This window comes from Actinoplanes sp. OR16 (assembly GCF_004001265.1).
Lineage (GTDB): Bacteria > Actinomycetota > Actinomycetes > Mycobacteriales > Micromonosporaceae > Actinoplanes.
Genome location: NZ_AP019371.1, coordinates 2,641,792 through 2,664,792 on the forward strand (window position 1 = coordinate 2,641,792; position 23,001 = coordinate 2,664,792).

Here is a 23,001-nt window from a genome sequence, read left to right on the forward strand (position 1 = left end):
GCCCTCCGGCAGCGTCATGGCGGAGCCGGGCGAGCTCGGCCGGTTCGGTGAGTACGGGGGCCGTTTCGTTCCCGAGTCGCTGATCCCGGCCTGTGCCCGGGTCGAGGAGGCCTTCCGGGACGCCTGGAGTGACCCGCGGTTCCGCCGCGATCTGGATCGTCTGCTGGCCGTGCACGCCGGACGGCCGACAGCACTCACCCCGGCCTGGCGGCTCTCCGCCGAGCTCGGCATCAACGTGCTGCTCAAGCGCGAGGACCTGGCGCACACCGGCTCCCACAAAATCAACAACGTGCTCGGCCAGGCGCTGTTGGCCCGCCGGATGGGCAAGACGCGGCTGCTCGCCGAGACCGGCGCCGGGCAGCACGGCGTGGCGACCGCGACGGCCGGGGCGCTGCTCGGGCTCGGCGTCACTGTCTACATGGGCGAGAAGGACATCGAGCGGCAGGCGCTGAACGTCTTCCGGATGAAGATGCTCGGCACCGAGGTGGTTCCGGTGACCAGCGGCAGCCGGACGCTCAAGGACGCCACCAGCGAGGCCATGCGGCAGTGGGTCACCTGCGTCGACGAGGCGCACTACTGCCTCGGCTCGGTGATGGGACCCCATCCGTACCCCTGGATGGTCCGGGAGTTCCAGCGGGTCATCGGGGACGAGGCGCGGCAGCAGTGCGCGGCCGAGCTGAGCACCGGAGTGCCGGACTACGTGGTCGCCTGCGTGGGCGGCGGATCGAACGCGGCCGGGACGTTCGCCGGGTTCGCCGACACCGGCGCTCAGCTGATCGGCGTGGAGGCGAGTGGCGGCGCGGCCGTCGCGTCCGGGCAGACGGGCGTTCTGCACGGCTTCCGGTCGTACCTCCTGCAGGACGAGAACGGGCAGGTCAGCGAGGCGCACTCGATCGCGCCGGGGCTTGACTACCCGGGGGTGGGCCCGGAGCACGCGCACCTCAACGACATCGGGCGGGCCCGGTACGTCACGGTCGGCGATGACGAGGTCGTCCCGGCGGTGCACCGGCTGGCCCGTACCGAGGGGATCCTGCCGGCGCTGGAGTCGGCGCACGCCATCGCGTGGGTGATCCGGGCGGCCGGCACGGGCGAGCTGCCGCCGTTCTCGACGGTCCTGGTGACGCTCTCCGGCCGGGGTGACAAGGACGTGGCGACCCTGATGGAGGCCGACCCGATGGAGGCTGGCCCGATGGAGGCTGGATCGTGAAGCGCTTGGTCCCCTACGTCACCGGCGGTATCCGTCCTGATTGGACGCGCTACCTGGTCGAGTACGAACGCAACGGCGCCACGGCCATCGAGATCGGGCTGCCGTTCTCGGATCCGATCCTGGACGGGCCGACCATCCAGGAGGCGTCGGACCGCGCGCTGAGCCGTGGGGTGACGGTGGCGTCGGTGCTGAGCGACATCTCTGATCTGTCGCTCACCGTGCCGCTCATCGCGATGACCTACTACAACTTGGTGATCAACAAGGGTCCTGAGCGGTTCTGCGCCGACCTGGCCGCGGCCGGTGTCTCCGGCCTGATCGTGCCGGACCTGCCGATCGACGAGGCCGGCCCGGTCGTGACGGCAGCCGAGCGGCACGGTGTCGACCTCGTCCTGCTGGCCGCACCGACGACCCCGCCCGACCGCCTCGCCGAGATCGCCGCACGGAGCGGGGGATGGATCTACGCGGTCTCGACGATGGGCACGACCGGCGAGCGCGATCAGGTCGCCGAGGAGGGCATCCGGCTGGCGAAGGACCTGCGGGAACTCACCGGGAAGCCGGTGCTGCTCGCCTTCGGCATCTCCCGCCCCGAGCACGCGGTGGCCGCCGCCGAGGCCTCGGACGGCGTGGTGATCGGCGCCGCGCTGATGCGCCGGATCCTGGACGGCGGCGAGCCCGAGGAGTTGGGCGCGGTCCTCGGAGAGTTCCGGGCGGCCCTCGATACTGTGGCGGTCTAGAAGACCGTGACAGGAGGACCATGGCGGATCGAGTACCGGCCTATCGGCGCATCGCCACCGACCTGGCCGAGAAGATCCGCGAGGGCGTCTACCGGCCCGGCGACGCGCTGCCGGCGCAGCGGGAGCTGAGCGCCAGTTACGGCGTGACGCTGATGACCCTGCGCCAGGCGCTTCAAGAACTCCGCGACCAGGGCTTGATCGTGCAGCAGGCGGGCCGGGGCACCTACGTGACCCCGGCCCATGCCGCCTACCGTGTCGACACGCTGCGCAGTTTCGTCGAGGACCTGCGCGAACAGGGTCACGACGTGACGACCGAGGTGCTGTCGTTCCAGGGTGGGATCTTGGAGCGTCTACGCCTGCTCGGCGGCGTGCCGGCGATCCACCAACGCTCCAAGATCGCCGAACCGTTCGCCGCTAAGGTGCATTCCGGAAATTTCCGGAATGTCTCGCTTTACGAAGCGCTGACCGAAGCCGGCGCCACCATCGCGCGAGCCTCCGAGCGGATCATCCCCGGCCTCCTGGGCGACGACCACGCCCGACTCCTGCGACGGCCCGCGGGCAGCCCGGTCTTCGTCAGCGAACGAACCACCTACGGCATCGGCGACGAGATCCTCGTCGAAGACCGGGCGGTCATCCTCGGCGACCTGCTGGAGATCAGGGCAGAGCGGGCCGCCACCCGCCTGTCCCTGCAGTGGAGTTCAGTCGATCTGCGGTAGTGGCGGGCCGAGGACGTCGTCGGCGTCGACGATGGTGTAGGCGTAGCCCTGCTCGGCCAGGAAACGCTGGCGGTGTGCGGCGTACTCGGTGTCGATCGTGTCCCGGGAGACGACCGTGTAGAAGTGGGCCTGCCGGCCGTCACCCTTCGGGCGCAGCACCCGGCCGAGCCGCTGGGCCTCCTCCTGGCGGGAGCCGAAGGTGCCGGACACCTGGATCGCCACCGCCGCCTCGGGCAGGTCGATCGAGAAGTTGCCGACCTTGGAGAGGATCAGCGTCCGCAGCGAGCCGTCGCGGAACGCGTCGAAGAGGCGCTCGCGCTCCTTGTTCGTCGTGGAGCCCTGCACGATCGGGGCATCGAGGTATTCGCCCAGCTCGTGCAGCTGCTCCAGGAAACCGCCGATGACCAGGACCTGCTCGTTCGGGTGCTTGGCGATCAGCGCCTTCACCACCGGCAGCTTGGTGCGGGCCGAGGCGGCCATCCGGTAGCGCTCCTCGGCCTCGGCCACCGCGTACGTCATCCGCTCCGAATCGGTGAGCGTGACCCGGACCTCGACACACTCGGCCGGGGCGATCCAGCCCTGCGCCTCGATGTCCTTCCACGGGGCGTCGTAGCGCTTGGGACCGATCAGCGAGAACACGTCGCCCTCCCGCCCGTCCTCGCGGACCAGGGTGGCGGTGAGGCCGAGCCGGCGGCGGGCCTGCAGGTCGGCCGTGAACCGGAAGATCGGCGCGGGCAGCAGGTGCACCTCGTCGTAGACCACCAGGCCCCAGTCGCGTGCCCCGAAGAGGTCGAGGTGGGTGAAGGCGCCGCCGCGGCGTGAGGTGAGCACCTGGTACGTCGCGATGGTGACCGGGCGGATCTCCTTGCGCTCGCCGCTGTACTCCCCGATCTCCTCCTCGGTCAGCGTGGTGCGGGCCAGCAGCTCGCGTTTCCACTGGCGGCCGGCGACCGTGTTCGTCACCAGGATCAGGGTGGTGGCCTTGGCCGTCGCCATCGCTGCCGCGCCGACCAGGGTCTTGCCGGCGCCACAGGGCAGCACGACGACGCCGGAGCCACCAGCCCAGAAGCCGTCCACGGCCTCCTGCTGGTAGGACCGGAGGACCCAGCCGTCCTCCTTCAGCGCGATCTCGTGCGCCTCGCCGTCGACGTAACCGGCGAGGTCCTCGGCGGGCCAGCCGAGCTTGAGGAGAGCCTGCTTGAGCCGGCCGCGCTCGGATCCGTGCACGGCGATCGTCTCGTCGTCCAGCCGGGCGCCGAGCATGCCGGCCAGTTTCTTCGACTTCGCCACCTCGACCAGCACGATCTTGTCGAGGCCGCGTAGGACAAGGCCGTGGACCGGGTCGTTGAGCAGCTGCAACCGTCCGTACCGATCCATGGTCTCGGCGATGTCGACGAGCAGCGCATGCGGAACCGGGTAACGCGAGAACTTGATGAGAGCGTCGACCACGCTCTCGGCGTCGTGGCCGGCCGCCCGGGAGTTCCAGAGCCCGAGCGGGGTCAGACGATAGGTGTGTACGTGCTCCGGCGAGCGTTCCAGCTCGGCGAAAGGTGCGATCGCCATCCGGCACGCGTGCGCGTCCGGATGATCCACCTCGAGGAGCAGGGTTTTGTCCGATTGCACGATCAGTGGTCCGCCGCTCACCTGCAAAACCCTCCGTAGAAAGCCGACCCTCCAGTTTGCCACGGAAATTCGATGCAACATTCCGAGCCGCTGATGCGTGTATAGGTTGCCGGGCCGTGTGCAATACGGGGGCACGCGGCCCGGCAATACCTGCTTTCGGTGCTTACTCCTCGGTCACCGCGGCGGTGATCCGGTGCAGGGCGAAGGTGTGCAGGCTCTCGCCCCGCTCGTCCTCGGCGCGGAGGTAACCCGCGCTCATCGAGACGGGTTTGACCAGGCGGGACAGGGTGGCGCCGTGCGAATCGACGTACCCGACCCAGACTTTGACCTTGTCCCGGACCGCCTGCTGGAGCACCGCCATGGCCTGACTGTGCTGCTGCACGGCGGTCAGTCCGGGCACCGCCTGGCCCTGTGCCGCGCGCACGGTCACCGGCGCCCTCCGCGCCGCGCGCGTCGCGATGTCGCCGCGGCGGAGTTGTTCGACCACGCCGGCCAGGCGGGGGCCGGCCAGGAGAGGCGGTCCGAGCGGTTCGGCGATTCTGGGGGTACGGGTGGGAGCCCGCCGCGCTTTGGGCCGAGTCAGAACCATGGCGCCACCCGCGTCCTCGGCCACCGGGGCGTACCCCGCATCCCGCAGCGCCCCCAGCAGCCGGGCCACCGGGCGCGGGCTGACCAGCACGGTCGGCGCGATCCGGCGCAGGTCGACCGGGACCAGGCGCTTGTCACCGAGCACCTCGGCGAGCAGGGCCTCGTCGTCGCTGCGCAGGTAGGACCCGGCCGAGCCGCTGCGCAGTCCGCCGTGCTTGCGCGCGGTGTCGTCGATCAGATAGGTCAGCGTCTGCGGCACCGGCGTGCGGGACCGCCGGCGGAAGAGCGTGTGCAGGTCGTCGGCGCGGTAACCGATGTCGAGCGCCCGCCGGACGCTCGCCGGAGTGACCCGGAACACGCTGGCGGCGCCCGCCGACTCCGGCTCGGCGACCGCGTCCAACTCGCCGGCGAGATCCGGCTCCGGCGGGCCGGGCACCACCACGGTGAGGTCGGCCTGGACCAGGATGTGGTCGACCGGGGCGGGCAGCAGCGCGTCCAGGGAACGGATCGCGTCGGCCGGGGCCTCGGCCGGGTGCAGCCCCAGCGGGTCGGTCTCGTCCGGTTCCGGGTCGGCCAGGAGCAGGCGGGCGTACGAGGTGATCGCCCCGAGCCCGGTCACCCCGAGCAGGGTGGCGCCGGCGTAGGCGTCCCGGTGTGCCACCTCCCGGCCGCGCGAACGCCGTGGCGTCTGCCAGGCGAGCAGGCCGAGCAGGTCGTCGACGGCCGGCGCGGCGCCCGGCTCCAGGTCGGTGAGGGCGTCCAGCGCCTCCCGGCGGGCCTGCGGCGCCCCGGCCCGTTCGGCGTCCGGCGCGAGGGCGTTGATCGGGCGGTCCCGCTCGTCGCGGCGGCCGATCAGGCCGGGCTGGCGGGTCATCGCGAGCCAGGACCGGGCCAGTGCCGACCAGCGGTGCGCCACTCCGGCGGCTCGCCACAGGTCGTAGGCGGCGGTCGGCAGGAACACGTCCTGAGCGGCGCCGTTCGTCGCCCGGGCGTTGACCTCGGACTCGCCGAGCAGGCCCGCCGCGTACGAGATCTCGATCAGCAGGGCGGCGCCCGGCTCGTCGACACCCGCGGCCCGGGCCAGGCGCTTGAGGTCACGGACACCGAGGCCACCGGCGCGCAGCACGGGCGCCGCCTCGGCGGCGAGCGCCTCGAGGATCGCCTCGGTGGCCCGGACCGCCTCCATGACCTGACCGGCGCCGGCCGAGTCGGCGGCCTTGCGGTCGCGGACCGGCGCCTCCGGCAGCGGCGGGAACGGGCGCAGCGCGCCGAGCGGCCCGGTGTCGCGGCGCAGCAGCATGCCGACCTCGCGGGGCAGCTCGACCAGCTCACCGTCCGGGCGCGGCGCACGGCCGGCCTCCGAGACCGGAACCAGGATGTGCTGCTCGACGAGCCATCGGATGGGCTCGGCGACCTCGGCTTTGTCGCCCGCATCGTCATCCGGGCCGGGGCGCGGGAGGGCCGGGCGCGGGAGTGCCCCGATCGGGGGACCCGCGGCCAGGCGGTCCAGGACGGCTCGAGCCCCGGCCGGGGCGGCGAGCACGGTCCGGCGCAGCTTGGCGCGGTCGGCGACGAGAGCGCCGGCGGCGGGGTCCAGGAAGTCGGCGGGACGGCCGAGGCCGGCCGGGTACGGGGAGGTGACCTCGTCGACGGCGCCCACCACCTGCAGCGCCTCCGGTGGGCCGTGCAGAAGGAAGCGGACGCGGAGGCGGTCGACTGCCACCCGTACGTCCTCGGGGTCGACCCCCTCGGTGAGCTGGAGAATCGCGTCGACAGAGGTCAGCGCGGTGTCCGTGGCGCGGCTCAGGCGGGCCGCGTCCAGGATCAGAAGTGTGAACTCGTCCAGCCCGTCCAGGCAGCGGGCGACCGAGTTGCGGGACTGTGCGCGTACGGCGAGGGCCGAGATGTCGGCGGGCACCGGAACGACGAGGTCGGGGCGCAGCTGGATGAGCGCGCCCAGAGCCTCGTCTGGCAGCGACCGTAGTTGATCGGCGAATGTGGTGGCCATCGTCTTCAACGCTAACGTTCATGGGACGATGTTGGTGGGTCCGGGCGTGGCCGGACCTCCAGAACGAGGAGGACTCATCGTGGCAGCGAAGGCCAACATGCCGGGCACTCAGGTCACCGCCAGCCCCAAGGGCGCGTCCCGGGGAGTCGACATGAAGGGTCAGATGCACGTCTCGGAGCTCATCTCCGACCGCGCTGCCGCTCCTTCGCCGTTCGGTGACGACATCACCTTCCCGCTCCCGGTGGAGAGCCTCACCTACACCCCCACTTTCACCCAGGAGTGACGCCGGCAGTCGGGTTCGACCTGGACATGACCCTGATCGACTCCCGGCCGGGCATCCGGGAGGCGTACCGGGCGCTCACCGCCCGCACCGGTGTCCACGTCGACGCCGACCTCGCGGTGTCCCGGCTCGGTCCGCCGCTGCGCACCGAGCTGGCGTACTGGTTCCGGCCGGAGGAGATCGAGGACGCGGTCGTCACGTACCGGGCTCTCTACCAGGAGTTCGCGATCGAGCCGACGGTGCCGATGAAGGGCGCCCTCGATGCCCTCGCCGCGACTCGCGCCGCCGGCCTCCGGGTCGTCGTGGTGACCTCCAAGCTGGGCCGGCTGGCCGGTTTGCACCTCGATCACCTGGGTATGCGCGCCGATGAGCTGGCCGGCGACCTGTTCGCCGAGGGCAAGGCGTCGGCGCTGGTCGAGCACGGTGTGCGCTGGTATGTGGGCGATCACACGGCGGACATGGTGGCCGCCCGGACGGCCGGTGTCCCGGGCGTCGGAGTGGCCACCGGACCGTGCTCCGAGGCCGACCTGATCAAGGCCGGCGCGACGTACGTATTGCCTGATCTGACGGGTCTTCCCACGCTGCTGGGTGAGATTGCTGTTGGGTCCGGGCCCGCGTCTGGATAGGCTCGCCGTGAGCAGTTGTGTCCATTGAGTGAAGTTGAGGTCAGCGGTGCCCACGGGTCGAGTGAAGTGGTACGACGCGGCGAAGGGATTCGGGTTCGTCACCAGCGATGAGGGCGGCGACGTGTTCCTGCCCAAGGGTGCGCTGCCCACGGGGGTCACCGAGCTGAAGACCGGTCAGCGGATCGAGTTCGGCGTGGTCGACAGCCGCAAGGGCGCTCAGGCGCTCGGTGTGAAGCTGATCGACGCCCCGCCGTCCATGGCCGAGCTCCGCCGCCGCCCGGCGGACGAGCTGGCCAGCATGATCGAAGACATGATCAAGGTGCTGGAGAGCTCGGTGCAGCCGTCGCTCCAGCGTGGGCGTTACCCGGACAAGAAGACCTCCCTGAAGATCGCGCAGCTGGTGCACGCGGTCGCCAGGGAGTTCGAGATCTGAGATATAGAGAGCTTTCTACAGGAACGGCTTCACCGCAGGTGTCAGACCCGCCGCCGCCGCGCGCCCGAGCAGGGCGTCGGCGGCGGCGAGTCCGTCTCTGCCCAGTTCCAGGGTGAACTCGTTCACGTAGAGCTCGATGTGCTGCCGGACCACGTCCGGCTCCATCTCCTGAGCGTTCGCCAGGATGAAGTCGCGGCTCGCGGCCGGGTCGAGCCAGCCCTGCCGCAGCGAGGCCCGGACCCATTCGGTCGCCTCGACCGGGTCGACGGTGCCCTTCTTCGCCAGGATCGCGCCGAGCGGGATCGGCAGGCCGGTGTCGCCCTCCCACCACTCACCGAGGTCGGCCAGGGCCACCAGGTCGTAACGCTGGTAGGTGAACCGCGCCTCGTGGATGACCAGCCCGGCGTCGAACCGGCCCTCGGCGACCCCCGGCATGATCTCGTGGAACGGCACGACCTCGATGGACGCGGGCGGGTGCTCGGCCGACCAGAGGCGGAACAGCAGGTACGCGGTGGTGCGGTCACCGGGCACCGCGACGGTCTTGCCGGTCAGATCGGCCAGCGGCTCCCGGGCCAGCACGAGCGGGCCGCAGCCACGGCCGAGCGCGCCGCCGCAGTGCAGCAGCTCGTAGTCGTCGAGCAGCCAGGGCAGGGCCGCGTAACTCACCTTGACCAGGTCGAACCGGCCGTCCAGCGCCGCCGTGTTCGTCACGTCGACGTCGGCGAAGGTCAGGTTCACCGGCGGGGCCCCGGGCACCTGCCCGTGGATCAGCGCGTGGAAGACGAAGGTGTCGTTCGGGCACGGCGAGACGGCGAGTGACAGCTCCACGGTGTTCACGCTAACCCCCGTCGCCCGGGAAGGCCCATCGCGGCGCCTGTCTAGCTCCCCACACCGCGCGGTGCGCTGAGGAAAAAGATTCGCGTTTACATCTAGATCTATGACGTGACAATTCTTACACTCCGCTTTGTTGGATCACTTGATCGACCAAGGGGGTGTCCCGTGGCCCGGTTCCGCTCCATCGCCGCGGGCGTCCTGGTGCTCGGCCTGGTAGGTGGGCTACCCGCGCCCGCCGCCCTGGCCGCGAGCTGGACGCCTGCCAATGACCTGGAGGGTGCTTGTGTCACCCTCCAGACCTCGAACGGTTACGTCTTCAAGGACAGCGTCGGGTACGGGTACACGAGCACCGCTTCGAAGGCGGAGAAGTTCCGCTTCGAGGCGACACAGCTCGGCCGGTACGCGATCCGTGACTCCACGAGCGCACCGATCTACCAGAGTGTGGTCGGCTGGATCTGGGCCGGCGCCGACTACGGCGACCGCGCCGACTGGACGGCCACCGTCTCCGAGGGCAAGTACAAGTTCACCTCGACCGCCACCGGTCAGCAAATGGGCGTGTACCTCGGTGGCCTCGGCGCCGGCAATTCGACCTACACCCTCGCGGCAGCGAGCGGCTGCGCCACGAACCCGGACATCGCCACCGGCGTGACCGGCACCCCGGCGGCCGGTGTGAACTCCAGCGGCAAGCTGGTCGGCTGGATCGACGCGCACGCGCACGTGACGGCCGCTGAGGCGTTCGGCGGGTCGCTGCACTGCGGTGAGCCGTACGCGCCGGGCGGGGTGACGGTGGCGCTGAAGGGCTGCGCCTCGCACGGGACGCTCGGCTGGGGCGCGCTACTCGAAGCGATCATCGCGGGCACCGACCCGATCAACTCGGCCGAGGACGGCTGGCCCACGTTCGGCGACTGGCCGCAGAACGACACGATGCTGCACGAGGCGTCCTACTTCCGCAGCCTGGAACGGGCCTGGAAGTCCGGCCAGCGGGTGCTCAACGTGCTGCTCGTGGCGAACCGGGTGATCTGTGAGCTGACGCCGGAACACACCTCGTGCGACGAGATGGACCAGATTCGGGCGCAGGCGACGTACCTCAAGAAGTTCCAAGATTATGTGGACGCGCGCAGCGGTGGTCCCGGCAAGGGCTGGTTCCGGCTGGCGAAGACCCCTGCGGAGGTACGGGCGATCGCCGCGCAGGGCAAGCTGGCAGTGACGATCGGCGTGGAGAACTCGGAGATCTTCGGGTGCCGTGAGATCAAGGACGTCCCGCAGTGCACGACCGCCGACATCGACGCCGGGCTCGACGAACTGGAGGCGATCGGGGTCAGCGGCCTCTACCCGGTGCACAAGTTCGACAACGCGTTCGGCGGCACCCGCTTCGACGAGGGCGTCACCGGCGCCGCGATCAACGTGGGTCAGCTGCTCTCCAGCGGCCACTGGTGGACCGCCACGAGCTGCACCGGCCCCTCCGACAACGAGCAGCCCATCGTCAGCGACGACTTCGCCAAGCTGCTGCAACTCGGCGTCGGGCTGCCGGCCGGCACGATCCTCCCGGTCTACCCGAGCGGCAAGATCTGCAACACCCGCGGCTTGACGGCACTGGGTTCGTACCTGATCAACGAAATGATCGAGCGCGGCATGATCATCCACATCGACCACATGGGGGTGAAGACCGCGCAGGCGGTCCTCGACATCGCGCAGCAGAACGGCTACGCGGGTGTCACCTCGGTGCACTCCTGGTCGGATCCGACGATCGTGAACCGGATCCTCAGCCTCGGCGGCTTCGTGGCCAGCTATGCCTTCGCGGCCACCGACGACGGCCAGGACACGCCCACCTTCCTCGACGAATGGCGTGCCCACCAGGCTCTGGCGAATGCTTCGAAGATCTCCGGGTACGGCGTGGGCACCGACGTGAACGGGCTCGGCCCGCAGGCGGCTCCCCGGCTCGATGCCGGATCCAGCCCGCTCACCTATCCGTTCACCGCGACGAACGGCACGACCGTCACCAAGCAGGTCTACGGCACACGCACCTTCGACCTGAACACCGACGGCGTCGCGCAGTACGGCCTCTACGCCGACTGGATCACCGACCTGATCAACCAGGCCGGGTCGGACGGTCCCAAGTTGCGGTCGCAGTTGCTGAGCGGGGCCGAGGCGTACACGGTGATGTGGGAGAAGGCTCGCGCGTGACGTTGGTCGACGTACCGGTCCGCCGCCGATGGATGATCGCCTATGGCCTGGCCATGGTCGGCGTGGCGGCGGGCTGGTTCGGCCCGATCCAGATCCTGCTCCCGGAGCAGGCGGCCCGGCTCGCCGGCGAGGACGGCAAGGAGGCGCTGCTCGCCTTCGTGACGGCCTGGGGTGCCGGTGTGTCGATGGTGGCGAACCCGCTCTGGGGTGCGCTCTCCGACCGGATCGGGTCACGGCGGCTGCCGATCTTCCTGGCCGGCACCGCGGTCGGCATCGCCGGACTGCTGGTGCTGGCCGAAGCGGATACCCGGCAGACCATGGTGATCGGCTGGTGTCTGGTGCAGGCCGGGCTGAACGGCCCGCTCGCCGCGCTGGCCGCGATGATCGGCGACCGGGTGCCGGAACGGCAGCGCGGCACCGTCGGCTCGATCTTCGGAGTCGCGCAGATCGTCGGCGTGGTGCTCGGCACGGCCGTGGCAGTGGCTGTCGGGCAGGGCGCGCCGGGCTATGTGGCGGTGGCGATCGCGGTGCCGGCGCTCGGCGCGGCCCTGGTGATCCTGCATCGGGACGTTCCCGTCGCCGTCGTCGCGGCGTCCCGCTTCACACTGCGGTTGACCGGACAATTCGCCTGGGCCTGGCTGATCCGGTTCCTGCTGAACCTCAGCAACGCGCTGGTCCTGGTCTACCTCTTCTACTACCTGTCGGACCGGGTCGGTGTCGCCGACCCGGCCCTCTGGGTGCTGATCCTGACCGTGGTGAACGTGCTCTTCGCGGGCATCACCGGCGGGTTCGGCGGCGTGCTCTCCGACCGCTGGGAACGCCGCCGTGTCTTCGTGGCGGTCGCCGCCGTGGTGATGGCGGCCGGGACCACGCTGATGGCGTTCGTACCCGAGACGGCAGTGGTGATCGCGGCGTCGGTGCTGGTCGGTGCCGGCTGGGGCGCGTACATCGCGGTCGACATGGCGGTGATCACGCACGTGCTGCCGGACGCCGAGACCCGCGCCACGATGCTCGGCGTCGCCAACGTGGCGGGCACCCTGCCGCAGCTGCTCGCCCCGGTGATCGCCGCGCCGATCGTGACCGGCCTCGGCGGCTACCCGGCCCTCTACCTGCTCACCGGGGGAGCGGCGCTGCTCGCGCTCGCCTTCCTCCCCCGGCTGTCGGCACTCCCCTAGGAAGGAACGTTTTGTATCCGCAGCTCCCACCGGGTTTCCGGTTCGGCATGTCGACCTCGGCCTACCAGATCGAGGGGACCGCAGGCCTGTCGCCGAGCATCTGGGACACGTTCGCGGCCCGGCCCGGGACGATCCGGCACGGCGAGGACGCCCGGGTCGCGATCGACCACGTGAACCGGTACGCCGAGGACGTGCGGCACATCGCCGAGGCCGGCACGCACGACTACCGGTTCTCGTTCTCCTGGCCGCGGGTGCTGTCCGGCGGGATCGACTTCTACGACCGGCTCGTCGACGCGCTGCTCGAAGCCGGGGTGCGGCCGGTGCCGACGCTCTACCACTGGGATCTGCCGCAGAGCCTGGAGGACGCCGGCGGCTGGATGAACCGGGACACCGCGCACCGGCTCGCCGACTACGCCGGCACGCTGGTCGTGCGCCTCGGCGACCGGGTCCGCGACTGGATCACGATGAACGAGATGAACGTCCACACCCTGTACGGCTACGCGCTCACCGACCACGCGCCGGCCCGGGGACTCGGGCTGGAGGCGCTGCCCGCGGCACACCACCAGCTGCTCGCGCACGGCCTGGCCGTACAGGTGCTCCGGACACACGGGGCGGCCACCGTCGGCGTGGCGAACCAGCACTTCCCGGTGCGGCCGGCGAGCGACGACCCGGAGGACCTGATGGCCGCCGGGCTGTTCGAGCAGCTGACCAACTGGACGTTCTCCGACCCGATCCTGCGTGGCGAGTATCCGAACGAGCTGATCGCGGCCGGCATCGGCACGAGTGGCGCGCAGCTCGACCGGGATCTCGAGCTGATCAAGGCCCGGCTCGACTTCTACGGGGTGAACTACTACGAGCCCACGATGATCGAGGCGCCGAAGGCCGGCAAGGACTATTCGGGCGTGCTGGAGGTGGACATCCCGGACGGTATGCCGTTCTCGCCGGTGCCGGTCAAGAGCGACGAGCGCACCGACTTCGGCTGGGCGATCGTGCCGGCCGGCCTCACCGAGATCCTGGTCGCGCTGAAGGACCGCTATCCACACCTGCCACCGGTGATCATCACGGAGAACGGCGCGTCGTTCCATGATCCGGCGCCCGATGTGGACGGGCGGGTGCGGGATGAGCAGCGGATCTCCTATCTGGATGCTCATCTGCGGGCGGTGGCGGCTGTCGCCGAGAGTGTGGATGTGCGCGGGTACTACGTCTGGTCGGCGCTGGACAATTTCGAGTGGGCTGCCGGGTACGACGAGCGTTTCGGACTCGTACATGTAGACAAATCAGACTTGCGACGCACGCGCAAAGACTCCTGGTATTGGTATAAGGAGGTCATTGCGGCTCAGCGTCGCAGCTGATCCACGAACTGGGTGGCGAGGCGGGTCAGTCGCTCGGCGCGGCCCTCCTCGGCCCACCCGTCCACCAGGCTGAGCAGCGTGCTGCCCTCGACCAGGATGATGAAGTCGTCGATCACCGACTCGTCGTCCACCCCGGCGCGCAGTTCGCCCAGCTCGCGGGCCTCCCGCAGGCAGTTGACGAGGTGCACCCGGATCTCCTGGTGGGAGCTGCGGCGTGACTCGGCGAGCCGCGGATGGGACAGGGCCGCCCCGGCGAACGCGACGTTGACGTGCGCGTCGGCGGCTCGCTCCTCGTCGAGTGGCAGCACCGCCTCCAGCGCCGCGCCCAGACCGTCCAGGCCGAACAGGTCGCCGCCGATCCGGAAGGCGCGCTCCACGATCCGGTCGTAGACCGCCTTCTGCGCGGCGACCAGGATGTCGTCCTTGCCGCCCAGGAAGTGCGCGAGCACGCTCAGCGAGCACCCGGCCTCGTCGGCGATCGCTCTCGTCGTGGTGCCCTCGACACCACGGGCGCGGACCACCCGCCACGCCGCGGCGAGCAGCTCGGCCCTTCTCAGATCGTGGTCGACCAGCCTCGGCACCAGCCAAGCTTAGCCAGCGGCGCTCTTCACGACCGGTCCCGGCACGGTGAGGTGATGCGACGCTCAGCCGGCGGCGCTCTTCAGGGCCGGTCCCGGCACGGTGAGGTCGCGGAGGCGGCGGGCCAGGGGGAGGGTCAGGATCACCGCGACGACCGGGATCAGGAAGGCGATCCGTAGGCCGACCGGCTCGGAGAGGGCGCCGATCAGCACCGCGCCGAGCAGGGCGCCGCCGTAGTTGAAGAGGTTCACCCGGGCGATCACCTCGTCGCTGCTCTCGGCGGCCGCCTCACCGGCGGCGCTGAAGGCGAGCGGCACGAGCACGCCCACACCGATCCCGGAGATCGCGAAGCCGGTCACCGCCGCGCCGATCGTCGGCAGCGCCACGACCAGGCCGCAGCCGATGCCGCAGACGGTCAGGCCGCCGACCGCCACGACGAGACGGCCGGCCCGGGGCATCACGTGGTCGGCGACGAGCCGGCTGACCAGGACGGCAGCCTGGTAGGCCGCGTAGCCGAGCGGCGCCACCGAGGCGGCCGCGTCCAGCGAGTCCTGCAGGTAGACCGAGCTCCAGGTGCTCACTGCCGAATCCACCAGGAACGCCGTGAAGATCAGCATGCCGCAGACCAGCACGATCGGGCGGAGCGCCCGGCCGCCCTGCTCGTGGACCGCGGCAGCGCGCAGGGTCCGGCCCGGTTCGAAAAGGCGCCAGCCGATCACGCCGATCAGTGCGGCGTACACCGCCGCCACGCCGACCGCGAGGGCCGCACCCGCGCCGCTCGCGAGCACACCGGACATCAGCAGCGCCGCCGCGATGGCCGCTGCCGTGTACGCCGCGAAGAGCCGGCTCATCACGCTGCGGCCGAGGCGGGCCTGCACCAGCACGCCCTGCATGCTCAGCGATGCGTCGACCGCGCCGAGACCGACGCCGTAGGCCAGCAGGATCGCCGCGAACACCGCGTTCGGCGTGGCGATCGTCGCGCCGGCGAGGCCCGCGGCGACCAGCAGCAGACCGGAGGCGAGCGCGTACCGGCTGCCCCAGCGGGCGGCGACCTTGTCGGCGAGCATCGAGCCACCGGCCGCGGCGACGCAGACCAGCAGCAGGATCGCCGAGACGAACGTGTCGTCGATGCCCTGCCGGTCCTTGAACGCGGGAAGCGCGGTGACGACGGCGGCGTAACCGAGACCCTGTGCGGCGTAACCCGCCCCGATCAGCCGGGCACGGGCGCCGGCGCTCATCCCGGTGCTGTCCACGTCATCCATCGTGCCCCGCTTCCACGGAATGTGAGGTTGAGCGCAGCATGCCGCTCGGCGTCGGCGAGGGCAATGACTTCGGTGTTACGAAAAGATCAGAGTCGGGGCGGCGGCTCGCAGCGCGGCGAACGCCTCGGCCATCCGCCAGGCCGATCGATCGCGGGGACCGACAGCATTCGATATGGTCCGCAGCTCGGCGAAGGGCAGTCCGGCGCCCGCTGCCGCGGTGGCCACGCCGTACCCCTCCATGGCCTCGGCGACCGCCTGCGGGAAGCGGGCCGCCAGCCGGTCGGCGGTCTCCCGCGTCCCGGTCACCGTGGAGAGCGTCAGCACGTCGCCGGTCACCGCGTCCGGCAGGCTCGCGGTCAGCGCCTTGACCAGCTCCGGGTCGCACTCGATCACGCTGTTGCCGAAGCCCAGTTCCTCGACCGGCAGGAAACCGTCCGGCGTTTCGGCGCCCAGGTCGGCGGCGATGCTGCGGACGCCGATCACGGTGCCGCCGATCGGCGCCCGTCCGGGGAAGCCGCCGGCGATCCCGGCGCTGAGCACGGCCCGGTAGTCGCCGGTGGCGAGCAGGCGCGCTGTTGCGGCGGCGGCCGCTGCCGGGCCGACGCCGGCGGCGCCGACATCGAAGAGATCCGGGTGGAGACCTCGGCGGATCGCTTCGGCTTCGGCGTCCACCGCGGTCACGACCAGGATCTTGTACGGGTTCACGAGTCCTCGTTCTTCGCCGCGCTGGACGGCCGGTAGACGTGGTAGCCGGGCGGCGCGCCGGAACTCGACGGACGCCGCGCCGGGCCGCCGCTGCCGTCGCCACCGCGGTAGCGCACGGTGTGCCGTTCGTCGGACTCCTCGGGCTTCGGCAGAGGGCTGGTCACCTCGGGGTCGGGTTGCTTCTCCTTCTTCCGGCCGGGCCAGCGGCGACGCTTGGCCGCCCCACTCTGAGCGGCCCCATCCTGAGCGGCCCCGTTTCGGGTGGGCGGGGGAACCGGGGCGGCCGGAACCGTCGGAGCATCGGCCCAAGGATCCACCGCCTCGACGACGGCTTCGGTCCCTCGTACATCAGAAGGGTGTCCTGCCAAGCGCTCGTTGTGCAGCCTGGCCGCCGCCCAGGCGGCACGCGCCGCCGCGAGGACCGCGAGGCCGGCCGCGAGCGCGATCCCCCACCTGCCCGGAAGCGGGATGATGCCGAGCCCGCCACCGGCCACCCAGGCCAGCATCAGCACCGTCTCGGAGTGCGCGAAGGCGGTGGCACGCTGCGGCTCGGGGACGCGTTCCTGGATGCTGGCGTCGACGGCCAGTTTCGCGATGCCGCTGAAGATGGCGGTGAGCAGGGCCAGCAGCGTGACCATCGCGAGGTTGTAGAAGATCGTGGTGAGCACTGCCACGCCCGCGGTGATCACCAGGCCGCTGGACTGCAACGCGAGCGGGCGGCGGATGCGCAGACCGGTCCCCGCCGCGGTGGAGAGGAAGGTGCCGACGGCGAGCGCGCCACCGACGACGCCGACCGCCGCGCCACGGCTGAGCTGGACCCCGAGGAACGTGCTGGGCAGGTCGTTACCCATGATCGCGAAGGTCAGGAAGAGCAGCAGGAAACCGTAGAGCAGGCGCAGGCTGGAACTGCCGATCAGACTGGCGAGGACCAGGCGCTCGGCGAGCGGGCGGCCGGAACCGGCGGTCCGGAAGACGGCACGCCAGGCGCGCGGCATCTCCTCGGGCGGATCCGAGTCGGCGCGCGGCGGCAGGCGCAGCGAGATGACCACGCCGACCATGAAGATGATGGTGGCGACGCGCAGGGGCCACTGTGGGCCGAACTTGAACGCGAGCAGGCCGATCGGCGCCACCAGGATGCCGGCGAACGTGCCGTAGACGCTCGCCCGGGCGCCTACCTGGGACAGTCCGACTCCGGCCGGCAGCAGGCGTGGCACCGCCGCCGAGCGAGCCACCCCGTACGCCCGGGAGAACGCCAGCACGCCGAACGCCGCCGGATAGAGGCCCCAGCCGAGCAGGTTGTCCGACATGACGTAGGCGAGGAACGCGCGGCCCAGCATCGTGATCGCCAGGGCGTACCGCCGGCCGTGCCGGAAATGGTCGAGCAGCGGGCCGACCACCGGCGCCAGCAACGCGAACGGCACCATCGTGATCAGCAGGTAGAGGCCGACCTGGCTGCGCGCCTCGCCGAGCGGGACGCTGAAGATGGTCCCGGCCAGCCCGATCGCGATCAGCGCGTCGCCGGCGCAGGAGACCGCGTGCAGGTCGAAGAGCCGGATCATGCCGACCTCGTTCGCGGCGCCCCGGGCCCGGGCCGTGCCGACCCGCCGGGTGGCCCAGGCGCTGCCACGCATCGAGCCCCGCACCACCATGCGGAGTGCCTTCACACCGGTGCCGACGGTGCGTCCGAGTGTGGGGAGCAACGGCATGAGAACCATCCTGACTGATGTTCACGCGTGGGTATATGGGGACTAGTTGCGGCGTACCCGACTCGGTAGGCAACAATGGGTCGGTGACCTCCAGGACCACCTCCCGCGCCGCCCGACTCGACCAGGTCTGTGCCGATGCCGTCGGGGTGGCTCGTGGTGCCATCACCGAAGTGGACCCGAGTGACATCGGCGATCATCTCGAGGCGGTGGCCGAGGGCGACCGTGTGGTGACCCACTTCTTCGACAGTCGTCTGGCCGGCTACAAGGGCTGGCGGTGGGCCGTCACGGTGACCCGGGTCCCGCGCAGCCGGCACGTCACGGTCTGCGAGACAGTCCTGCTGCCCGGCCCCGACGCGCTGCTCGCGCCCGGCTGGGTTCCGTGGAACGAGCGGGTCCAGCCCGGCGACCTCGGTGTCGGTGACCTCATGCCGACCGCTCCCGACGACGACCGGCTCGCCCCGGGCTATGTGCTCAGCGACGACGCCGCTGTCGAGGAGGTCTCCTGGGAGCTCGGCCTCGGCCGGTCCCGGGTGATGTCCCGGGAGGGCCGGATCGAGACGGCCCAGAGGTGGTACGACGGCGACGCCGGCCCGGAGGCGCCGATCTCCACCGCCGCCCCGCGCAACGCCCGCTGCGGGACCTGTGGGTTCTACCTGCCGCTCGCCGGATCGATGCGTCCGATGTTCGGTGTCTGCGGCAACCTCTACGCGCCGGACGACGGCCGGGCCGTCAGCGCCGACCACGGCTGCGGAGCCCACTCCGAGGCGCTTCTCACCACGGCCGAGCAGCCGGTCGAGGAGCTGCCGACGGTCTACGACGACAGCGAGGTCGAGTCCGTCGCGGTGAGCCGCGGGCACGGTTCGGTCGAGTCAGGCGAGCCGGCCGAGGATTACGGCCACAGCTAGCCCGTGATCTTGAACTCGCCGTGCGTCAGCGCCCGGCGGCGTTTGCGGTTCCTGTCGTGGATCACCATGGTCAGCGTGCCCGGGATACCCCAGATGAGCCCGGCGAGGCTGATCTCCACCCAGTGATCGGGCGCACCGGCGAGCCAGGTGACGAGCAGAGCGACCGCGAAAGCGGCGGCTCCGGCGAGCGCGAACGGGACCATCGGCGGATCCAGCGGCTCAGGCCGGGGCTTGGTTCCCACCACCGCGGCGAGAACCTCATCTGCTTTCGTCGCAGGGGATAGGTCACTCACTCCGTCAGGGTACGACCATTACGGACCGCATCGGCGCAGCGCGTGAGAGTTGTAACATCACTTCGCTTTTGCCGAGGTCATTCGGTTTGAGAACATGCGCCCGTCCCCTCATGCGCGTGAACCCGGGAAGGGTCGTATGTCCATAGCAACCGAACCGACCAGCAAGTTCGACCGGTTCTTCGAGATAACCAAGCGCGGATCGACCCTGAGCCGGGAGATCCGCGGTGGCATCGTCACGTTCTTCACGATGGCGTACATCGTCGTGCTGAACCCGCTGATCCTGGCCGGTGGCACCGACGCCACCGGCGCGCACCTGCCGATCGCCGCGCTCGCCGCCGGCACCGCGCTGGTCGCCGGCCTGATGACCATCCTGATGGGCGTCGTCGCCCGGTTCCCGCTCGCGCTGGCCGCCGGTCTCGGCGTGAACGCCCTGGTGGCCTACGAGATCGCGCCGGAGATGACCTGGGCAGACGCGATGGGTCTCGTGGTCATCGAGGGTGTGCTCATCGCGATCCTGGTGCTGAGCGGCCTGCGTACGGCGGTCTTCAAGGCCGTGCCGACCCAGCTCAAGACCGCGATCGGCGTGGGCATCGGCCTCTTCCTGATGATCATCGGTCTGGTCGACTCGGGCCTGGTGCGCCGCGTCCCGGACGCCGCCAACACCACGGTTCCGGTCGAGATGGGCATCGGCGGCAAGCTGGTGAGCTGGCCGACCCTGGTCTTCGCGATCGGCCTGCTCTTCACGCTGGTCCTCTTCGTCCGCAAGGTGAAGGGCGCCATCCTGATCGGCATCCTCGGCACCACGATCCTCGCGATCGTGGTCGAGGCCATCGCCGGCGTCGGCTCGGTCGTGACGAACCCGCACGGCTGGTCGCTGAACGTCCCGACGCTGCCCGACAAGATCATCGACAAGCCCGACCTCTCGCTGATCGGGCAGTTCAACGTGCTCGACTCGTGGTCGACGGCCGGCTGGCTGGTCGTGCTGATGTTCGTCTTCACGCTGCTGATCACGGACTTCTTCGACACGATGGGCACGATGGTCGCGGTCGGCCAGGAGGGTGAGCTGCTCGACGCCGACGGGATGCCTCCTCGTACGAAGGAGATCCTGCTCGTCGACTCGATCGCCGCCGCAGCCGGTGGCGCCGCGAGCGTCTCCAGCAACACGTCGTACGTGGAGAGCGCCTCCGGTGTGGGCGAGGGCGCCCGCACCGGTGTGGCCAGCCTGGTCACCGGCGCGCTCTTCCTGGTCGCGATGTTCTTCGCGCCGCTGGTCAAGGTGGTGCCGTTCGAGGCCGCGTCGACCGCGCTCGTGGTGGTCGGCTTCCTCATGATGACCACGGTCACGAAGATCGACTGGACCGACTTCAGCATCGCGGTGCCGGCGTTCCTCGCGATCACGCTGATGCCGTTCACGTACTCGATCTCCAACGGCATCGGGGCCGGGATCATCTCGTACGTCGTCCTGAAGGCCTTCACCGGCAAGGCTCGGGAGATCCACCCGATCCTCTACGGCGTCGCCGTCCTGTTCGTGCTCTACTTCGCCAGGGGTCCTCTGGAGACCTGGATCCTCTGAGAAACCGGCCGTCACCGGGTGCGCTAGCGTGCCCGGTGACGGCGGTCATATGAGTGGTCGTTAGCCATGCTCATTAGCTAGGCTAAGTAATCGTGATGGAGCGGGTGATGACGACGGAGCGCGCGACAGCGGAACCGCTGGCGAAAACGCTGCGAGACGCGATCACCCGTCTCGGCCGCCGGGTCCGACAGGCCCGGCCGGTCGGCGATCTCACGTTCAGTCAGCTCTCCGCGCTGACCAGCCTCCAGCTGGCCGGTGCGCTGACCCCTCGTGAGCTCGCCGACGTGGAGCGGGTCCAGCCGCCGACGATGACCAAGATCGTGGGCAAGCTGGAAGACCGCGGACTCGTCATGCGCACACCTCACCCGACCGACGGGCGCCAGGTCATCCTGACCGCGACCGATCAGGGCCGGACGGTGTACGCGCAGTACGAGCAGGCGCGAAACGAGTGGCTGGCCCAGGCGCTGGAACGTTTGAGCCCCGAGGAACGGGAAACCTTGGCGTCCGCTGCGGAGATCCTGCAGCGCGTCGCACGGGGCTGACTCTCCCTCTGGTCGTTCCGCTTCGTCACATGACGATGACGCGTACGACCGAACCGTAGGGGGCCCTTTGAGCGCCATATTCCGGTCTTTGCAGGTCCCCAACTACCGTCTCTTCGCCGGTGGGCAGCTGGTGAAGCTGATCGGCGTCTGGATGATGTTCACCGCCCAGGACTGGCTGGTGCTGGAACTCTCCGACAACTCTCCCGGTGCGCTGGGCACCGTCACGGCGCTTCAGTTCGTACCGGTCATGCTGCTCACGCTGGTGAGCGGCCGGCTTGCCGACAAATACGACAAGCGCAAGCTGCTGATCGCGGCGAACGCGGCCTTCGCGGTCTTCGCCGTCGCGTTCGCGCTCCTGGTCACCACCGGCGTCGTCGCCCTCTGGCACGTCTACGTCTTCGCCCTGCTCCTCGGCGTGGCGAACGCCGTCGAGACCCCGGTCCGGCAGGCCTTCGTCTCCGAACTGGTCGAGCTCCGGCTGCTCCCCAACGCCCTCGCCCTCTCCGCCGCGACCTTCAACACCGCCCGGATCAGCGGCCCGGCCCTCGCCGGCGTGCTGCTCGCGGTGCTCTCCACCCCGGGCGTGTTCCTGATCTCCACGGTGCTGGCGATCGCGCCGGTCTTCACCTACATCCAGATGCGACCGGCCGAGCTTCATCGTTCCAAGCGCGCGGCCGGTCCCTCCAAGGTCATAGATGGCCTTCGGTACGTGGGGAAGCGCCACGATCTGCTGCTGCCGATCGGCATGATGGCCGTGATCGGGATGATCGGCTTCAACTTCCCCGTGACGCTCGCCGCCCTTGCGAAGATCGATTTCAACGCGGGCCCGTCGTCGTTCGGCCTGCTGACGACATGTCTCGCGATCGGGTCGCTGGGTGGCGCTCTGGCCGGCACACGGCGTAGGTCCCGGCCGGGCGCCTACCCGGTGATCGGGGCGGCGCTGCTCTTCGGCATCTTCGAGTTCGCCGTCGGCTTCTCACCCAACTTCGTCACGGCCGCGCTGCTGCTGGTGCCGACCGGCTTCTTCTCGATCTACCTGGCTCAGGGCGCCAACCACCGGGTACAGATGGGCGTCGACCCGGAATACCGCGGGCGCGTCATGGCCCTCTACGTCCTCGTCTTCCTCGGCACCACACCGATCGGCGCCACCCTGGCCGGCTGGTGGGGCGAACACTTCGGCGTGCCGTCCAGCATCTGGGTAGCCGGCCTGGTCAGCTTCCTGGCCGCCGTGGGCGCCCTGATCTGGCAGTTGAAGGCCAGTGGGGACCGCTTGGAGTGGCGCAACCGCCGCCTCCGCGTAGTGCCCGCCCCCGAGCCCGCGCCCGCCTCGCCGGCGTCGGCCCCTTCGCCCTCGCCCGCCTCGCCTGTGCCCGCCTCGCCTGTGCCCGCCTACCCCTTGTCCTTGCCCGCCTCGCCCGCGCCCGCGTCGGCCGCTTCCCCGACGTCAGTCCTCCCCATGCCGGACAAATCTGATTTGTCGGATGAGGGAGCTTCCGTGCACGTCTCGGTTGGGCCTGAAGGCGCGGGCAATGATGGCGCGGCTCGGAGTGCGGGCCGTGGTCACTCCGAGCCTTTGACCAGCTCAGGGCCGGTAGCACGAGTCTGAGCAACGTTCGAACTTGGCAGGCCGGGTCCACCAAACGGGTATTCCGGTCTGTCTCGCCAGCGCCTAGCGT

21 protein-coding genes are annotated in these 23,001 nt (G+C 70.3%); 13 read left to right on the forward strand and 8 right to left on the reverse strand.

What is annotated here, in order from left to right; translation table 11 throughout:
- Nucleotides 1-16 precede the first annotated feature (16 nt).
- Genes trpB through EP757_RS12230 form a run of 3 tightly spaced genes read left to right on the forward strand, consistent with a single transcriptional unit; the run spans nt 17 to nt 2,657 of the window.
- Nucleotides 17-1,207 carry a tryptophan synthase subunit beta gene (gene trpB, locus EP757_RS12220; protein WP_174262531.1) on the forward strand — a complete coding sequence of 397 codons (1,191 nt, stop codon included), beginning with the start codon at nt 17-19 and terminating at the stop codon, nt 1,205-1,207.
- Nucleotides 1,204-1,941, forward strand: coding sequence for a tryptophan synthase subunit alpha (trpA, locus tag EP757_RS12225; RefSeq protein WP_127545148.1), 738 nt, complete (start codon nt 1,204-1,206; stop codon nt 1,939-1,941). Before trpB ends, trpA begins: the two co-directional genes overlap by 4 nt.
- Nucleotides 1,942-1,961: 20 nt before the next feature.
- A complete protein-coding gene (locus EP757_RS12230; protein ID WP_127545151.1) occupies nt 1,962-2,657 on the forward strand; it encodes a GntR family transcriptional regulator in 696 nt (231 codons plus the stop codon).
- Here the strand turns inward: EP757_RS12230 and EP757_RS12235 are convergent.
- Together EP757_RS12235 and EP757_RS12240 are read right to left on the reverse strand one after the other, a co-directional pair.
- Complete coding sequence (locus EP757_RS12235; RefSeq protein WP_127545154.1) at nt 2,640-4,301, reverse strand: DNA repair helicase XPB; 1,662 nt, start codon at nt 4,299-4,301, stop codon at nt 2,640-2,642. The genes EP757_RS12230 and EP757_RS12235 overlap by 18 nt on opposite strands.
- A gap of 142 nt (nt 4,302-4,443) precedes the next feature.
- A complete protein-coding gene (locus EP757_RS12240; RefSeq protein WP_127545157.1) occupies nt 4,444-6,876 on the reverse strand; it encodes a helicase-associated domain-containing protein in 2,433 nt (810 codons plus the stop codon).
- 79 nt (nt 6,877-6,955) lie between these two features.
- On the opposite strand from EP757_RS12240, the gene EP757_RS12245 reads away from it, so the two are divergent.
- Genes EP757_RS12245 through EP757_RS12255 form a run of 3 tightly spaced genes read left to right on the forward strand, consistent with a single transcriptional unit; the run spans nt 6,956 to nt 8,215 of the window.
- Nucleotides 6,956-7,159 (forward strand): hypothetical protein, encoded by a 204-nt coding sequence (locus EP757_RS12245; protein ID WP_127545159.1) that lies wholly within the window; start codon nt 6,956-6,958, stop codon nt 7,157-7,159.
- A complete protein-coding gene (locus EP757_RS12250; RefSeq protein WP_127545162.1) occupies nt 7,156-7,782 on the forward strand; it encodes an HAD family hydrolase in 627 nt (208 codons plus the stop codon). The genes EP757_RS12245 and EP757_RS12250 overlap by 4 nt, the downstream gene beginning before the upstream one ends.
- A gap of 46 nt (nt 7,783-7,828) precedes the next feature.
- Nucleotides 7,829-8,215 (forward strand): cold-shock protein, encoded by a 387-nt coding sequence (locus EP757_RS12255; protein WP_127545165.1) that lies wholly within the window; start codon nt 7,829-7,831, stop codon nt 8,213-8,215.
- A 15-nt stretch (nt 8,216-8,230) separates the two neighbouring features.
- Here EP757_RS12255 and EP757_RS12260 read toward each other — a convergent pair whose 3' ends face one another.
- Nucleotides 8,231-9,043 (reverse strand): 1,4-dihydroxy-6-naphthoate synthase, encoded by an 813-nt coding sequence (locus EP757_RS12260; protein WP_127545168.1) that lies wholly within the window; start codon nt 9,041-9,043, stop codon nt 8,231-8,233.
- A gap of 171 nt (nt 9,044-9,214) precedes the next feature.
- Between EP757_RS12260 and EP757_RS12265 the strand changes: the two genes are divergently transcribed.
- The 3 genes from EP757_RS12265 to EP757_RS12275 are packed head-to-tail and all read left to right on the forward strand — an operon-like array spanning nt 9,215 to nt 13,760.
- Entirely contained in the window at nt 9,215-11,233 is a 2,019-nt protein-coding gene (locus tag EP757_RS12265; RefSeq protein ID WP_127545171.1) for a hypothetical protein, read from the forward strand.
- Complete coding sequence (locus EP757_RS12270) at nt 11,230-12,408, forward strand: MFS transporter (protein WP_232050475.1); 1,179 nt, start codon at nt 11,230-11,232, stop codon at nt 12,406-12,408. The genes EP757_RS12265 and EP757_RS12270 overlap by 4 nt, the downstream gene beginning before the upstream one ends.
- An 11-nt stretch (nt 12,409-12,419) precedes the next feature.
- Nucleotides 12,420-13,760 (forward strand): glycoside hydrolase family 1 protein, encoded by a 1,341-nt coding sequence (locus EP757_RS12275; protein WP_127545174.1) that lies wholly within the window; start codon nt 12,420-12,422, stop codon nt 13,758-13,760.
- On the opposite strand, the gene EP757_RS12280 is transcribed toward EP757_RS12275, so the two are convergent.
- The 4 genes from EP757_RS12280 to EP757_RS12295 all read right to left on the reverse strand — a co-directional run bounded on the left by EP757_RS12280 (nt 13,745) and on the right by EP757_RS12295 (nt 18,012).
- The gene (locus tag EP757_RS12280) at nt 13,745-14,341 is read right to left on the reverse strand and encodes a TetR/AcrR family transcriptional regulator (protein WP_127545177.1); all 597 of its coding nucleotides are present in this window, start codon (nt 14,339-14,341) and stop codon (nt 13,745-13,747) included. The genes EP757_RS12275 and EP757_RS12280 overlap by 16 nt on opposite strands.
- A 63-nt stretch (nt 14,342-14,404) precedes the next feature.
- Nucleotides 14,405-15,601: an MFS transporter gene (locus EP757_RS12285; RefSeq protein ID WP_127545179.1), complete on the reverse strand. Its 1,197-nt coding sequence runs from the start codon at nt 15,599-15,601 to the stop codon at nt 14,405-14,407.
- A gap of 75 nt (nt 15,602-15,676) precedes the next feature.
- Nucleotides 15,677-16,306, reverse strand: a complete 630-nt coding sequence (locus EP757_RS12290; RefSeq protein WP_127545182.1) for a futalosine hydrolase — start codon at nt 16,304-16,306, stop codon at nt 15,677-15,679.
- Nucleotides 16,303-18,012 (reverse strand): MFS transporter, encoded by a 1,710-nt coding sequence (locus EP757_RS12295; protein ID WP_174262379.1) that lies wholly within the window; start codon nt 18,010-18,012, stop codon nt 16,303-16,305. Before EP757_RS12295 ends, EP757_RS12290 begins: the two co-directional genes overlap by 4 nt.
- A gap of 35 nt (nt 18,013-18,047) precedes the next feature.
- Between EP757_RS12295 and EP757_RS12300 the strand changes: the two genes are divergently transcribed.
- Nucleotides 18,048-18,917: a DUF3027 domain-containing protein gene (locus tag EP757_RS12300; protein ID WP_127554214.1), complete on the forward strand. Its 870-nt coding sequence runs from the start codon at nt 18,048-18,050 to the stop codon at nt 18,915-18,917.
- On the opposite strand, the gene EP757_RS12305 is transcribed toward EP757_RS12300, so the two are convergent.
- Nucleotides 18,914-19,120 (reverse strand): DUF2530 domain-containing protein, encoded by a 207-nt coding sequence (locus EP757_RS12305; RefSeq protein ID WP_127554215.1) that lies wholly within the window; start codon nt 19,118-19,120, stop codon nt 18,914-18,916. The genes EP757_RS12300 and EP757_RS12305 overlap by 4 nt on opposite strands.
- Before the next feature lie 226 nt (nt 19,121-19,346).
- On the opposite strand from EP757_RS12305, the gene EP757_RS12310 reads away from it, so the two are divergent.
- The 3 genes from EP757_RS12310 to EP757_RS12320 all read left to right on the forward strand — a co-directional run bounded on the left by EP757_RS12310 (nt 19,347) and on the right by EP757_RS12320 (nt 22,931).
- Nucleotides 19,347-20,783: an NCS2 family permease gene (locus EP757_RS12310; protein ID WP_127545188.1), complete on the forward strand. Its 1,437-nt coding sequence runs from the start codon at nt 19,347-19,349 to the stop codon at nt 20,781-20,783.
- Between the two features lie 92 nt (nt 20,784-20,875).
- Nucleotides 20,876-21,325, forward strand: a complete 450-nt coding sequence (locus tag EP757_RS12315) for a MarR family winged helix-turn-helix transcriptional regulator (protein ID WP_370457806.1) — start codon at nt 20,876-20,878, stop codon at nt 21,323-21,325.
- A gap of 88 nt (nt 21,326-21,413) precedes the next feature.
- Nucleotides 21,414-22,931 (forward strand): MFS transporter, encoded by a 1,518-nt coding sequence (locus EP757_RS12320; RefSeq protein WP_174262381.1) that lies wholly within the window; start codon nt 21,414-21,416, stop codon nt 22,929-22,931.
- The last annotated feature ends 70 nt before the right edge of the window (nt 22,932-23,001 follow it).